Annotated in this window: 13 protein-coding genes; 8 read left to right on the top strand and 5 right to left on the bottom strand. The window is 62.8% G+C overall.

The features are described from left to right. Nucleotides 1-14: 14 nt before the first annotated feature. The 3 genes from gnd to dnaA form a co-directional block, all read right to left on the bottom strand. Nucleotides 15-905, bottom strand: a complete 891-nt coding sequence (gene gnd, locus AC1M0F_RS14120) for a phosphogluconate dehydrogenase (NAD(+)-dependent, decarboxylating) (protein ID WP_480238886.1) — start codon at nt 903-905, stop codon at nt 15-17. Between the two features lie 44 nt (nt 906-949). Beyond that, entirely contained in the window at nt 950-2,098 is a 1,149-nt protein-coding gene (dnaN, locus tag AC1M0F_RS14115) for a DNA polymerase III subunit beta (RefSeq protein WP_480238885.1), read from the bottom strand. Between the two features lie 402 nt (nt 2,099-2,500). After that, nucleotides 2,501-3,934 (bottom strand): chromosomal replication initiator protein DnaA, encoded by a 1,434-nt coding sequence (dnaA, locus tag AC1M0F_RS14110; protein ID WP_480238884.1) that lies wholly within the window; start codon nt 3,932-3,934, stop codon nt 2,501-2,503. Nucleotides 3,935-4,268: 334 nt separating this feature from the next. Between dnaA and rpmH the strand changes: the two genes are divergently transcribed. The 8 genes from rpmH (at nt 4,269) to AC1M0F_RS14070 (ending at nt 11,173) form a co-directional block, all read left to right on the top strand. Continuing rightward, on the top strand, nt 4,269-4,406 hold the full coding sequence (rpmH, locus tag AC1M0F_RS14105; RefSeq protein ID WP_010204566.1) for a 50S ribosomal protein L34: 138 nt from the start codon (nt 4,269-4,271) through the stop codon (nt 4,404-4,406). 29 nt (nt 4,407-4,435) lie between these two features. After that, entirely contained in the window at nt 4,436-4,777 is a 342-nt protein-coding gene (rnpA, locus tag AC1M0F_RS14100; RefSeq protein ID WP_480238883.1) for a ribonuclease P protein component, read from the top strand. Nucleotides 4,778-4,815: 38 nt separating this feature from the next. Then, nucleotides 4,816-5,115, top strand: a complete 300-nt coding sequence (yidD, locus tag AC1M0F_RS14095; RefSeq protein ID WP_354498117.1) for a membrane protein insertion efficiency factor YidD — start codon at nt 4,816-4,818, stop codon at nt 5,113-5,115. Nucleotides 5,116-5,122: 7 nt separating this feature from the next. After that, complete coding sequence (yidC, locus tag AC1M0F_RS14090; RefSeq protein WP_480238882.1) at nt 5,123-6,208, top strand: membrane protein insertase YidC; 1,086 nt, start codon at nt 5,123-5,125, stop codon at nt 6,206-6,208. A gap of 4 nt (nt 6,209-6,212) precedes the next feature. After that, nucleotides 6,213-6,731, top strand: coding sequence for a Jag family protein (locus tag AC1M0F_RS14085; RefSeq protein ID WP_480238881.1), 519 nt, complete (start codon nt 6,213-6,215; stop codon nt 6,729-6,731). A 294-nt stretch (nt 6,732-7,025) separates the two neighbouring features. Next, nucleotides 7,026-7,664, top strand: a complete 639-nt coding sequence (gene rsmG, locus AC1M0F_RS14080; RefSeq protein ID WP_480238880.1) for a 16S rRNA (guanine(527)-N(7))-methyltransferase RsmG — start codon at nt 7,026-7,028, stop codon at nt 7,662-7,664. A gap of 1,584 nt (nt 7,665-9,248) precedes the next feature. Then, nucleotides 9,249-10,220, top strand: coding sequence for a ParA family protein (locus AC1M0F_RS14075; RefSeq protein ID WP_480238879.1), 972 nt, complete (start codon nt 9,249-9,251; stop codon nt 10,218-10,220). Continuing rightward, nucleotides 10,220-11,173, top strand: a complete 954-nt coding sequence (locus AC1M0F_RS14070) for a ParB/RepB/Spo0J family partition protein (protein WP_480238878.1) — start codon at nt 10,220-10,222, stop codon at nt 11,171-11,173. The genes AC1M0F_RS14075 and AC1M0F_RS14070 overlap by 1 nt, the downstream gene beginning before the upstream one ends. Before the next feature lie 29 nt (nt 11,174-11,202). On the opposite strand, the gene AC1M0F_RS14065 is transcribed toward AC1M0F_RS14070, so the two are convergent. After that, on the bottom strand, nt 11,203-12,156 hold the full coding sequence (locus tag AC1M0F_RS14065; RefSeq protein ID WP_480238877.1) for a D-alanine--D-alanine ligase family protein: 954 nt from the start codon (nt 12,154-12,156) through the stop codon (nt 11,203-11,205). A 36-nt stretch (nt 12,157-12,192) separates the two neighbouring features. Next, nucleotides 12,193-13,515, bottom strand: a complete 1,323-nt coding sequence (locus AC1M0F_RS14060) for an aminotransferase-like domain-containing protein (protein WP_480238876.1) — start codon at nt 13,513-13,515, stop codon at nt 12,193-12,195. Nucleotides 13,516-13,529 lie beyond the last annotated feature (14 nt).

Genomic DNA, 13,529 nt, shown 5'->3' with positions numbered 1-13,529 from the left:
GCCTGACAGGCAGGTCAGTCGTCGGACTTCTTCACCGAGTGGCCACCGAACTGGTTCCGGAGCGCCGCGACCGCCTTCATGGCAGGCGAGTCATCCTGGCGAGAGACGAAACGGGCGAAAATGGATGCCGAGATGGTCGGGACGGGGACGGCGTTCGCCACTGCTTCCTCGATCGTCCAGCGGCCTTCACCCGAATCCTCGACGTAACCTTCGATCTCGGACAGGTCATCGTCCTCATCCAGTGCACGGACGAGGAGTTCGAGCAGCCAGGACCGCACGACGGTGCCGCGCTGCCAGGCCTTGAACGTTCCGGGGACGTCACGGATGATGTCTTCGCGCTTCTCGAGGAGCTCGAAGCCCTCGGCGTACGCCTGCATGAGCGCGTATTCGATGCCGTTGTGCACCATCTTCGCGTAGTGACCAGCACCGACTTCACCGACGTGGACGAAGCCTTCTTCGCGCGGGCCTTCCGGTCGGAGGGCGTCGAAGACCGGCATGACACGCTCGACCTGGGCGGCCGATCCGCCGACCATGAGGCCGTATCCGTTCTCGAGACCCCAGACACCGCCGGAGACACCGGCGTCGATGTAGTCGATGCCCTTCGCCGAGAGCAACTCAGCGTGCTTGAAGTCCTCGGTGAATCGGCTGTTGCCGCCATCGATGACGAGGTCGCCTGCGTCGAGTCGTTCGTTGAGGTCGGCAACGACACCGTCGGTGATCTCGCCGGCAGGCACCATCACCCAGATGGTGCGTGGCGAAGGGAGAGCCGCGACCAGGTCGTCGAGGGTGGCGACATCCGAGACATCCGGATTACGGTCGAAACCGGTGACTTCGATGCCTGCGTTACGGAGGCGGGTTCGCATGTTGCCGCCCATTTTGCCGAGTCCGATGAGGCCGATGTGCATGCGAGGTGTCCTTCGAGGTGTGAATTGCGGGCGGAAGCCCAGGTTTAGCGCAGGAGAAGGTTCGGCTGAAGCAGGTATTTGAAGCTGTCGGCGCCTGGCTGGTCCTTGGACGACTGGCTGGTGATCAGCATCGGCCCTGGCTTGTTGGTGTTCTCCGACTTGGTGAACGAGAACCGCACGTACTCGCTGCGCACGGCGGTAAGGCCATCGATGAGGAATTGCGGCTTGAGGCTGAGCACGATGTCGTCGCCGGTCAGCAGCGCGTCGATCGCTTCGGATGCCTGTGCCTGCTCGGATCCGACGGCCTCCATGGTCAGTCCGTCGATCGTGAACGTGAATCGGAGCGCAGCCTCTCGTTCGAGAACGAGGGAGACACGGCGGACGGCTTCGATGAGTTCGGCCGTGTTGATGACCGCGTAGTTCTCGCTGGAGTCGGGGAACAGGCGGCGCACAGGCGGGAAAGAACCCTTGATCAGCAGCGAGGTGACGGTCTTCTTGTCAGCGGTGAACGCGATGAGCTCGCGGTCGTCCTTGCTGGTGAAGGCGACCGAAATCGTCGACGAGTGACCGAAGGTCTTGCCGACCTCCTGGAGCGTGCGCGCCGGAACAAGAGCGACGAGACTGTCCGGTGTGGTGTTGTCGCCGTTGTCCCAGTCGATCTCTCGGACAGCGACACGGTATCGGTCGGTGGCGACGAGGCTGATGCGGTTGTCGGTGACTTCCAGCTGAACGCCGGTGATGACCGGGGTGACGTCATCTCGTGACGCGGCGACGGCCACCTGGGCGACGGCGGCTGCGAAGTCCTCGCCGGGCACGAGCCCGGTCTGGCCGGAGATCTGGGGGATCGTCGGATATTCCTCGACGGGCATCGAGAGCAACGTGAAGTTGGCGGAGCCGCAGGAGACGACGATCCGGTTGTCGTTCGTCGTGAACTGCACCGGAGCGTTCGGAAGTCGGCTGGCGATGTCGGCGAGGAGTCGGCCGGAGACGAGGATCGTGCCGGCTTCGTCGACCTGGGCGCTGATCTGGGTCTGAGCCGAGACTTCGTAGTCGAAGCTCGAGAGCGTCAGACCGTCGTCTGTGGCCTGGATGAGCACACCGCTGAGGATCGGAAGGGTCGTTCTCTGCGGCAACAGCTTCACTGCGAATGAGACTGCTTCGCTGAAGACATCGCGATTGACGCTAAACCGCACAGTGGATCCCCTGTCGTTTCAAGGTACGAGTGGTTCCCCATGTTAGTCGGGTCGAGGAAGCACTGTCATTCACCTGTTCGAGGAGATCGAGCCGCGGCGAGAAGGTTGTCGACTGGAGAGAGAGTTAAAGAATCGTTAATGGTCTTAACCGCTGTGGAAACTGTGGATAACTCTGTCGATCCAAGCAAACACATGGGAACTACAACTGTGTGAGTTGTTGGCGGGCTGTGCAGTCGGTGCCGACGGCATCCCATGCGTTTACTGGCATCCGAGTGGTTTGTTCACAATCGGAACGTCCAATTTCACAGACGCGCCCGAGTTGTCCGAACAGTTTCCACAGGGTTATCCACATTGTGTACGACGCCTCAGTTTTCTACTGGTTAACCCCGTGTGTTCACCGCTTTAACGAGTGAAACGGTGCCCCTGCTTGATGCGGCTGGTCAGTTCGGTGACCTGGTTGTAGATGGAGCGACGCTCCTGCATGAGGTCGGAAATCTTCTTGTTGGCATACATCACGGTCGTGTGATCCCGGTTTCCGAAGAGCTGACCGATCTTGGGAAGGGACAGGTTCGTCAGCTCGCGGCACAGATACATCGCGATCTGCCTGGCTGTGGCGATGGCCTGGGAACGGCTCGAACCATAGAGGTCGTCGACGCTGAGTTTGAAGTATGCCGCGGTGATGTTGATGATGTCGACCGGAGAGATGACGTTGTCGTCGTCGAGGGTGATGAGGTCCTTGAGCACGGTCTGGACGAGGTTCATGTCGACGGGGGTGCGGTTGAGGCTGGCGAACGCCGTGACCCGGATGAGAGTCCCCTCGAGTTCGCGGATGTTGCTGGACACTTTCGACGCGATGAATTCGAGAACCTCGTCGGGGATCTGCAGCTTCTCGCTCTGCGCCTTCTTACGGAGGATCGCGATCCTGGTTTCGAGGTCGGGAACCTGGACGTCGGTGATCAGACCCCACTCGAAGCGCGAGCGCATCCGGTCTTCGAAGCCGGTCAGGGCCTTCGGCGGCAGGTCGCTGGTGATCGCCACCTGCTTGTTGTGGTCGTGCAGGGTGTTGAAGGTGTGGAAGAACGCTTCCTGCGTCTCCGCTTTACCCTGCAGGAACTGGATGTCGTCGATCAGGAGGATGTCGATGTCGCGGTAACGGGACTGGAAGACCGACCCGCGGTTGTTGGCGATCGAGTTGATGAAGTCGTTGGTGAATTCCTCGCTGCTGACGTAGCGGACGCGGATGCCCGGGTACAGACTCATGGCGTAGTGGCCGATGGCGTGGAGAAGGTGGGTCTTGCCGAGTCCGGAGTCGCCGTAGATGAAGAGCGGGTTGTATGCCTTCGCTGGCGCCTCGGCCACGGCGACAGCCGCTGCGTGGGAAAAGCGGTTCGACTGGCCGATGACGAAATTGTCGAAGGAGTACTTCGAGTTGAGCCGGGTGTCGTTCTGTCGTGCCGGGAGGACGGTGTCGGTCATCGACATGTGGGAGGGCGCGTTGTTGACGTAACTCGGCTGTTCCTGATTCGCGGGAGCCTGGGGAAGGGGCTCGTACTCCTCATCGATGATCTCCGGATTCACGACCACGGCGAAGGTAGAGGCGCCGTGCGATTCCTGCAGGGTGCCGATCGCCTTGAGCAAGGGGGCACGCATTCGCATGTTCAGCTGGCCGGCCGTGAACTCGTTGGGAACCTCGAGGTAAAAGGTGCCGGCCATGATCCCCTTGGGGACGACCAGGTTGAGGAACCCATGGAGCGGAGGTGTGATGCGCTCGTCGGTCGCGAGCTCATCGAGCACGGTCTGCCACGTCTGCGTGATTGACTCTTGCTCGTTTGCCATATTTCCCCACATTGAAAGTTATTCACAGAGTTATCCACGGATGCTCTCACACCGGCGGATCCATTGGGAACCGGGAAGGCGAGGCTGGGGATAACTGATCCCTCACGCTAGCCAATCGGACGCATGACCCCAAATTTACCGCAGAAATCCGCCCGCGTGTCAGTGCTGGCTTCCCTGAGAAACCTGTGGATAATCATTCGTTTGGCCTGATTCAGTTTGACCATCGGGCGTCGAGGCCGTAGGTTTAATCAGTTGACTTCTGCCTACGGGCACCAATCTTTCCCCTGCTATGCACACCGCCGCAGTGGAGATTCCAAACGTGGAGTAAGTGATTATGAGCAAGAGAACCTTCCAGCCGAACAACCGTCGTCGCGCCAAGGTGCACGGTTTCCGTCTGCGCATGCGCACCCGCGCCGGCCGTGCCATCCTCGGCGCCCGCCGTCGCAAGGGCCGCACCGAACTCTCCGCGTAGCATCCCGACTCCGGCAACCCGTCGTCATCGTGCTCGCTAAAGCGCAACGCATCACGAGCGCAGATGACTACAAGCGGGTCGTGCGCCGTGGACGACGGATGGTTGGCGTGAACAGCGTGACCTATCAACTGATGAACCCGAATGGCGGATCTCCGCGGTTCGGGTTCATTGTTGCAAAAACGGTCGGGAACGCCGTCGTACGCAACCGGGTTCGTCGCCGTCTCAAAGCAATCGCATATGCGATCGCACCATCGCTGCCCGATGGCGCCGAGACGGTATTTCGCGCACTTCCTGCAGCGGCGGGTGCCACCTTTCCCGCCCTGTCGGGCGAGATCGAACGCTCAACCACCAGCTTGGCGGCGCGCTCGTGACCGGCGTCACCGCAGACCAGGGAATCGGGACCGACGCGATGCGGAGCATCCTGCTACTTCCGCGCAACGCGGCGGTTGCCGCTCTGATCGCGTACCGCACAGCGATCTCACCGCTTTATGGTGAAGTCTGCCGGTACTATCCCTCTTGTTCGGCCTATGCGATGCATGCCATCGCACAGCACGGTGCAGTGATCGGATCGGGACTCGCCCTCAGGCGGATCGCGCGCTGCCACCCGTGGGCTGCCGGCGGCGTCGATGATGCGCCACTCAAAAAGAACTTCCGATACACCGTGACCCCGCGAGGGTTCGTTGTAACAGCCAGCCACCGAAAGGGCTAAATCCCACATGGATCTCTTGTCGATCATCCTTTGGCCGTTGAAGTGGGTCGTTGAGCTCATCCTCGTCGGCTGGCACTCGCTGTTCAGCGCGCTGGGACTCCCTCCGGAGGAGGGACTCACCTGGGTTCTGTCGATCGTCGGCCTGGTGCTCGTCGTTCGCGCACTGCTGATTCCGCTCTTCGTCAAGCAGATCAAGAATCAGCGCCGGATGATGGAAGTCGCTCCGCAGCTGAAGAAGATCCAGGACAAGTACAAGGGCAAGAAGGACCAGTTCAGTCGCGAGGCCATGAGCCGCGAGACGATGGAGCTGTACAAGAAGACCGGGACGAACCCGCTGGGCTCCTGTCTTCCCCTCCTCGTTCAGATGCCGATCTTCTTCGCCCTGTTCTCGGTGCTCAACGACTCGCAGACCGGTAAGTCCGGTGTCGGACCGCTCAACGAGGAGCTCTCCGAGCAGTTCGGTTCTTCGTCACTGTTCGGTTTCGCTCCCCTGCACATGAGCTTCCAGTCGGCGATGAACGCTGCAGGTGGACCCGAGGTCGGCGTCATGATCGTTGCCGCCATCATGGTCGTGCTCATGACCGCGTCACAGTTCATCACTCAGCTGCAGATCGTCTCCAAGAACATCTCGGACGAGACCAAGGCCAGCCCGATGTTCAAGCAGCAGCGAATCCTGCTCTACATCCTGCCGTTCGTCTTCCTCTTCTCCGGCTTCGCGTTCCCGCTCGGTGTCATGTTCTACTGGCTGGTCTCGAACATCTGGACCATGGTCCAGCAGTTCATCATCATCAGGAACATGCCGATGCCCGGCACGGAAGCAGCGAAGGAACGCGAAGAGCGACTGGCTCGCAAGGGCAAGCTGAAGCCGGCCGAAGGCGCGGGCGACACCCTGGTCATCGAAGAGAAGAAGCCGGCCCAGCGCCAGCAGCCGGTCGGAAAGAACCGCGCCAAGAAGGCTGCGCCTAAGGGCCCCGCCGCCACCGGGCCGAAGACACCGCCTGCCCAGACGAAGAACCCTGCAGCTGCTCCCAAGGCGCCTGCTGCGAAGCCCAACCCCGAGGCCGGACAGGCTCCGAAAAACAATGGAAAGTAGCGCGATGAGCGACCTGATCGATAACCAGGCAGACGTTGAGATCGTGCGGAACGACTCCCCCACAGTCACCCAGCTCGAAGAAGAAGGCGACGTCGCCGCGGACTACATCGAAGAATTCCTCGACATCTGCGACCTCGACGGCGACATCGACATCGACGTGCGTAACGGCCGCGCCTATGTCGCCGTCACGGCGAGCGAGGGAAGCAACATCCGCGTTCTCTCCAAGCCCGACGTCGTCAGCGCGCTCCAGGAGCTGACCCGCCTCGCCGTGCAGAGCAAGACCGGTGCGTTCTCCCGCCTGATCCTGGACATCGGTGGATCTCGGGATGCTCGCCAGGCCGAGCTGACCGTTCTCGTGGACAGTGCGATCGCTCAGCTCGACGCCGGCGCTTCGTCCGCCGCTCTGCCCGCGATGTCGAGCTACGAGCGCAAGCTCGTTCACGATGTCGTATCTGACCGGGGCTTTGTCTCCACATCACACGGCGAGGGCCGCGATCGTCACACGGTGATCACGCGCGCCTAGTGTGCCCGTTGTTTCACGTGAAACGGGGTGGGCGGTGTCGCCTGCCCCGTGGCCGTCGCTGATCGAGCCCACTGGCTGATCGAGCTTCATCGCTGATCGAGCTTGTCGAGATCCTTCTCGCCCGATGATCGAGCCTGTCGAGATCGCACCCGCGCACCGGTGGTCATTCCGACAACCTCGATGACCGGGCCTCAGCCCGCTGATCGAGCGTGTCGCGATCCCCATCCTTGTGGTCACAACCGGCACTTCCTCCTCACCCCGGCGTACCGCCCGACCGAATAGAGTTGACCCGACATGACTGACGCCACACTCGAGCCCGAGCCCGCCGCTGCATCCCTCCTCCTGGGTGATCGCCTCCCCCTGACGCGGCGCTTCACCGAGAACCTTGCCCGTCGCGGTGAGGAACTGGGGCTCATCGGACCCCTTGAACTACCGCGCCTCTGGACCCGGCACATTCTCAACAGCGCTCTGGTGGCACCGTTGCTCCGCCCGGGCACCGTGGGCGACGTGGGGTCCGGCGCCGGTCTCCCTGGACTCGTCCTGGGTATCGCCCGCCCAGATGTGCAGTTTGTGTTGATCGAGCCGATGGAGCGTCGTGTCGCTTGGCTGAATGATCAAGTCAACGAGCTTGAGTTGAGCAATGTGACCGTTATGCGGGAACGTGCGGAGGACGTGAAGCTCGGAGAGCGGCTGGATCAGGTGACCGCGCGCGCCGTTAGCGCCTTCAGGAAGCTCTTGCCCCTGACGGCTCCCCTACTCCGGGATGGCGGCGAGCTGGTCCTCATGAAGGGCGCGAACGCCCAGGCTGAGATCGACTCGGCTGCCAAAGAGATGCGCAAGTACAAGGTGACCGATGCCCGCGTTCAGGTCCTGGGTGAAGGAATTACCGAGGACGTCACGCGGGTGATTCTCGGTACCGTCCGAGCCCACTAAACGATTCAACAGGCAGACGCGTGGCCACCGCCGGCCACTGGCTCGTTTGTTTCACGTGAAACAGTAGCTGCGTCGGTGCTCAGGCGTCCTTCACAGTCCGATACCTGGCGTGGTCTATCCCCGGATGCCCTCGATTCGTCATCGAGGTGTGCGGGTGCATCGAGACTGAGTGCATGGCATACATGGACATCATCGTGTGTTCCGACGGAACCTACTCCGTGGGCAGTACCTGGTGCGTGCCTGAGCGGGTGGCAAGACACAATGCTGGGCCAGGTTCGGTCGTTACGCGACGCCGGCTACCCGTGAGGCTGGTGCACTCGGAGAAGTGCCCCAACACGCCGAGGCCCTCGGGCGCGAGAAGCAGTCCCAGCGCAGGGTCGCCGCAAACACCGAGCGCTCATCGACGGCAGGCCGAACAGCCGGGCATTGTGCGGGGTGAGAAGGCGAGACGAGCTCAGGTCGACCGTGATGATCCATAGTGGAAGGCCCTCCCCTGCAGCTGGGCTCAGGCCCGCCGCGCCCGGTGCTGGTAGGCGGCACCGGGCGCGGCGACTCGCGTCCCTTCGGTTATCGAGCCTGTCGAGACGACCCGGGTCCGAGGCATGCGATCTCGACAGGCTCGATCGCCGTGACGGGAGCACCTCTCGACGGTGTTTCACGTGAAACCCGTGGGGCGTGGCCGTTCATCGACCTCGTCAACATGCCCCGCGCACGGTCATTGAGCCTGTCGAAATCCTTCTCGATCACCGAACTGTTCGCTCGCCGTGTCGGAGGCCCTCGACTGTGTTTCACGTGAAACGGAGGCTGCGCTGGCGGCCATTGGGCCAGTCAGGATGCCTTATCGGTCAATAGCTCTCCCCGGAGTTCGACAGGGTCGATCCACGGGAGGGCAACCAGCCGCTCGAGGTCAGTTTCACGTGAAACAATGCACCCTCCACGTCGTGTCGGCGAGCACATCGGTCATTGAGCCTGTCGAGACGCTTTCGAGAGAACATCTGGCCCCTGGATCTCGGCGAGCTGGAGCAAGTGAGGAGCCGCGGCGGTGTTTCACGTGAAACGCTGTGCCTGGGTTCGATCTCCCGGCCGGCCGAGGAGGGATCACGACAAGCTCGATCCACGGGGTCGACCGGCTCTCAACGAGTGGTTTCACGTGAAACGCCGAGCTGCCCAGGATCTCGAGGGGCTCGATCACTGAGGTGACTCGAGCACCGGGCTGTACGAAAAAGGGGCGGGTGGCTGCCCGGCCGTTGGATGTTTCACGTGAAACGAGGCCGCTAGCTGTATTGAGTCGGGATCTCGACAGGCTCGATCAGTGGGTCGGGGTCGCTCGGACAGCGGGTCGCTCGAACAGCGTGTCGCTCGAACAGCGGGGCGGCTCCGCCAGCGGCGCCTGCGGTGTTTCACGTGAAACACGGAGAAGGTGCGCGGTGAGCGACAGATCGGCAAGCTCGATCAGCGGGCGGATCAACGGGGTGCAGAGTGTGCGGACGGCCCGCGGAAGGCGCACACACGGCCTCGATTGGCGGGCCGGGCGCGTGGGGTCAGGTACGGTTGGAAGGAACGAGAGAACGGAGACCGTTTCACGTGAAACATCCCCAATCTGAAGGAGAGTCGGTGAGCACAACGTCCACGATCAACGAAACATCCCCCCTCATGCGGGAGATCCTCGATCTGACTCACCGCCGCAAGAATCTCGCTGAAGCGAAAGTCCCTCTCCCCGAAAACACGCGGATTTTCACGGTTTCCAATCAAAAGGGCGGCGTGGGCAAGACCACGACGACGGTGAACATCGCCGCTGCGCTGGCCAAATCCGGGGCTCGCGTGCTCGTGATCGACCTCGACCCCCAGGGGAACGCATCCACGGCCCTCGGCGTCGACCATCACGCCGAAGTTCCGAGCATCTACGACGTGATCATCGATGACTTCCCGCTCGCGGATGTCGTCCAGAAGAGCCCGGAATTCGACACTCTGTTCTGTGCCCCGTCAACAATTCATCTCGCGGGGGCCGAGATCGAGCTCGTCTCGCAGGTGGCCAGGGAGCACCGTCTCCGCACCGCCCTCGAAACGTTCGTCGCCGAGGCGGAGATCCCGTTCCATTACGTGCTGATCGACTGCCCGCCGTCGCTCGGGCTTCTCACAATCAACGCATTTGTGGCCGCACGCGAGGTTTTGATCCCGATTCAGGCCGAATATTACGCCCTGGAGGGCCTCAGTCAGCTGCTCAACAGTATCCAGCTCATCCAGAAGCACCTGAATCCGCCTCTGAAGCTCTCGACGATCCTCCTCACCATGTATGACAGCCGTACGAATCTCGCGCATCAGGTCGCTGACGACGTTCGGGAGCACTTCCCCAACGAAGTGCTCGTCACTGTGATCCCGCGATCGGTGAGGATCTCCGAGGCCCCGAGCTTCGGCCAGACGGTCATCAGCCACGACCCCAGCGGGGTCGGCGCCATCTCGTACCTCGAGGCGGCAGCTGAGATCGCGACCAGGCACGCCGCAGCGGCGGCAACACAGAACGACACTGCACTATCCACTGAAGGAGCAACACACTAATGGCTGCGAAACGCACCGGTCTCGGCCGCGGAATTGGGTCACTCATCCCCACGACGACCCAGGAGATGACCGACAACGGCCGGCCCGTCGACGTCTTCTTCCCTGAGAGCAGCCCCAGTAGGACGGCCGAGGCGCAGCTCGTCGACGTCCCAGGCGCTCGTCTCGTGAACCTCGACCCACACGACATCCTCCCCAACGCCGTGCAGCCGCGCACCCACTTCGACGTGGACCACCTCGCGGAGCTGGTCCACAGCATCCGCGAAGTCGGTGTCCTCCAGCCGATCGTGGTGCGCAAGCACGCGACCGAAACCGGCAAATACGAGCTCATCATGGGTGAGCGTCGGCTGCGCGCGACCAAGGAGGTCGGGCTCGACAGCATCCCGGCCGTCATCAAGGACACCGCGAACGAGGACATGCTCAGGGATGCTCTCCTGGAGAACCTCCATCGCTCCAACCTCAACCCGCTCGAGGAGGCGTCCGCCTACCAGCAGCTCCTCGCCGACTTCGGGATCACCCAGGATCAGCTGGCGCAGAGAATTGGCCGGTCACGGCCACAAATTACCAACACCATCCGGCTCCTGAAGCTGCCTGAATCCGTGCAGAAGCGCGTCGCGGCCGGTGTGCTCAGTGCAGGACACGCGCGCGCCGTTCTGTCGGTAGGCCACCACGAGGGGATGCTCCGCCTCGCTGACAAGATCGTCAACGAAGACCTCTCAGTGAGAGCTGCCGAGGCCGCTGCTGCCCAGGGCCTCGCTCCGAAGAAGCCCAAGCCCGCAGCCGGATCGCGACACGGGCACCTCGACGAGATCGGCGAACGACTCGGCGACCGACTCAACACCAGGGTGAAGGTCTCACTTGGAGCGAAGAAAGGCCAGGTCACGATCGATTTCGCGACCATCGCCGACTTGAACAGGATCCTCGACGAGATCGGTGAACCGGTCTACGGCGGATAGCCACCCACCTCGCCGCAGCGAGCCGGGGGTCACTCCCCGGCTGCTGCGATCGCGAGAGCGCTGTATGCGGATGCCAGGGTGAGCCCGGCCGCCTCGATGGCCTGGGGCACGAGTGACGTCTCCGTGAGCCCGGGAAGCATGTTCGCCTCGAGGAACCAGACGATGCCTTCTTCGTCGACGATGACGTCGATGCGGGAGATCTGCCGCAGCCCGAGCAGGGTGTGCACCTGCACAGCCACCTCGGCTGCGTGGGCGGCGACCTCTTCGGACACCCGCGCCGGGGCGTAGAAGGTGGTCTCCCCCGCGTTGTAACGCGCTTCGAAGCTGTAGACGCCCGACAGCGGCTGGATCTCGACGGCAGGAAGCGCCACGGGGCCGTGTCCGGTGTCGATCACGGTGATCGCCAGCTCTGTGCCCTCGATCTTCTTCTCGATCAGCGCGACATCCGAGTAGGTGTATGCGTCGACCATGGCGCGCGGCAGATCCGCGGCATCCGTCACGATCGTCACTCCCTGGGCCGAACCACCCTGCGCGGGCTTCACGACGGCGGCAGCGCCGATACCGTGCAGGACTTCCGCCAGGACGCCATTGGCACCGAGCTCGCGGAAGGTCTCGGTGGGCAGCGCAAGCCAGGCGGGCGTGGCGATGCCGGCACGGGAAACCAGCACCTTTGCGGTCGGCTTGAACCAGGCCAGTCCGGCTGCTTCAGGGTGAGATCCGACATAACGGATACCCCTGGCGCGCAGAAGCGCCTGGAGCGCCCCGTCTTCACCGCTGGCCCCGTGGAGAGCCGGCCAGACGACATCCGGGTTCTTCTCGGTCAGTGCAGCGAGCAGGGTGGCGTCGGGGTCGCGGAGCGTGACCGTGTGTCCGGCTGTCTGCAGTTCCTCGGCGACGCGTCGTCCCGATCGCAGGGACACATCACGTTCGTGCGAGATCCCGCCGGCGAGCACCACGATGTCGAGCTTATTGAAAGTGGTCATGATCAGGCCTTTTCTGTGGTCTGTTTAGGGCGGGTGTCAGGACATGTTGGGTGGAGGAGCGGTGTACGAGACACGCGACCGCGCACTCGTCAGCGTGCCGGTGCCCGCGAACGTGTCCAGCAGGTCGAGCTCTCCGTTGATGACGGTGGCCAGCCGGCGGATGCCGACCCTGATGCTCTCCGGTGTCGGATAACAGAACGAGAGCCGGATGTTCCTGCGCCCGTCACCGTCGGCATAGAAGGCCGTCCCCGGGGTGTAGGCGACGAGTTCCTTGACCGCGCGCGGGAGCATCGCCTTCGAATCGAGGCGTTCGGGAAGGGTCAGCCAGACGTAGAAACCGCCGGTGGGATCGGTCCACGTGAGGTCGGGAAGGTACTCGCCGAGTGCAGCGAGCATCGTCTCCTTGCGCTCCTTGTAGACCCCGCGGAAGGTGTTGATCTGGCCCTTCCAGTCGGCCTGGTCCAGGTACTGGGAGATGACGAGCTGGCTGAACGACGACGGGCAGAGGATTGCAGCCTCGTTGGCGAGGATCAGCTTCTCACGGATGGCGTGGGGCGCGAGGGCCCAGCCGACACGGAAGCCGGGAGCGAGCGTCTTAGAGAAGGTGCCGAGGTACACGACGCCGTCGTGCTCGAGCGATCGCAGCGCTGCCGGGGGCTTCTGGTCGAAGTACAGCAGGCCGTACGGGTTGTCCTCGAGCACGAGGATGTCGTTCTCACGCGCGATCTCGAGGATCTCGCTGCGACGGGCCTCAGACAGCGTCACACCGGCCGGGTTGTGGAAGGTCGGGATCGTGTACAGGAACTTGATCCGCTTGCCGTCGGCCTTGAGCCGGGCGATGTGCTCGCGCAACGCCTCGGGGATGAGCCCGTCGTTGTCCATCGGAACGTGGTTCACTTCGGCCTGGTAGCTCTTGAAGATCACCATCGCGGTGACGTAACTGGGTCCCTCGGCCAGGACGACGTCACCCGGGTCGATGAACAGTTTGCTGAACAGTTCGAGCGCGTGCTGGCTGCCCGTGGTGATCACGACATCGGACGCACTGCCCTGGATGCCCTCGAGCGCCATCACCTCGAGGGTCTGTTCGCGCAGCTTCTCGACACCCTGCCCAGAGCCGTACTGCAGTGCGACGGGGCCCTGCTCGCGCATGACGCGACTCATGGCATCCGTCACCAGGTCTTCAGGCAGAGCGGACACGTACGGCATCCCACCGGCCAGCGAAACAACCTCAGGGCGGCTGGCGACGGCGAACAGGGCACGGACCTCGCTGGCGGCCAACCCGGCCGTGCGGGCGGCGTAAGAGCCGTACCACGGGTCGAGGTTGTTTCCGGATGCTTGGCGGATGCCTGGTTCTGACACTGTTCTTCCGTTCC

It is taken from the genome of Mycetocola sp. Y719, assembly GCF_056713205.1.
This window is presented reverse-complemented; position numbering and strand designations above follow the sequence as displayed.

What these genes read in the sequence shown, in the direction of transcription:
- gnd (WP_480238886.1), bottom strand. Translation starts at nt 905, where the DNA reads ATGCACATCGGCCTCATCGGACTCGGCAAAATGGGCGGCAACATGCGA.
- dnaA (WP_480238884.1), bottom strand. Translation starts at nt 3,934, where the DNA reads ATGGCAAACGAGCAAGAGTCAATCACGCAGACGTGGCAGACCGTGCTC.
- rpmH (WP_010204566.1), top strand. Translation starts at nt 4,269, where the DNA reads ATGAGCAAGAGAACCTTCCAGCCGAACAACCGTCGTCGCGCCAAGGTG.
- yidD (WP_354498117.1), top strand. Translation starts at nt 4,816, where the DNA reads ATGCGGAGCATCCTGCTACTTCCGCGCAACGCGGCGGTTGCCGCTCTG.
- yidC (WP_480238882.1), top strand. Translation starts at nt 5,123, where the DNA reads ATGGATCTCTTGTCGATCATCCTTTGGCCGTTGAAGTGGGTCGTTGAG.
- AC1M0F_RS14085 (WP_480238881.1), top strand. Translation starts at nt 6,213, where the DNA reads ATGAGCGACCTGATCGATAACCAGGCAGACGTTGAGATCGTGCGGAAC.
- rsmG (WP_480238880.1), top strand. Translation starts at nt 7,026, where the DNA reads ATGACTGACGCCACACTCGAGCCCGAGCCCGCCGCTGCATCCCTCCTC.
- AC1M0F_RS14070 (WP_480238878.1), top strand. Translation starts at nt 10,220, where the DNA reads ATGGCTGCGAAACGCACCGGTCTCGGCCGCGGAATTGGGTCACTCATC.
- AC1M0F_RS14065 (WP_480238877.1), bottom strand. Translation starts at nt 12,156, where the DNA reads ATGACCACTTTCAATAAGCTCGACATCGTGGTGCTCGCCGGCGGGATC.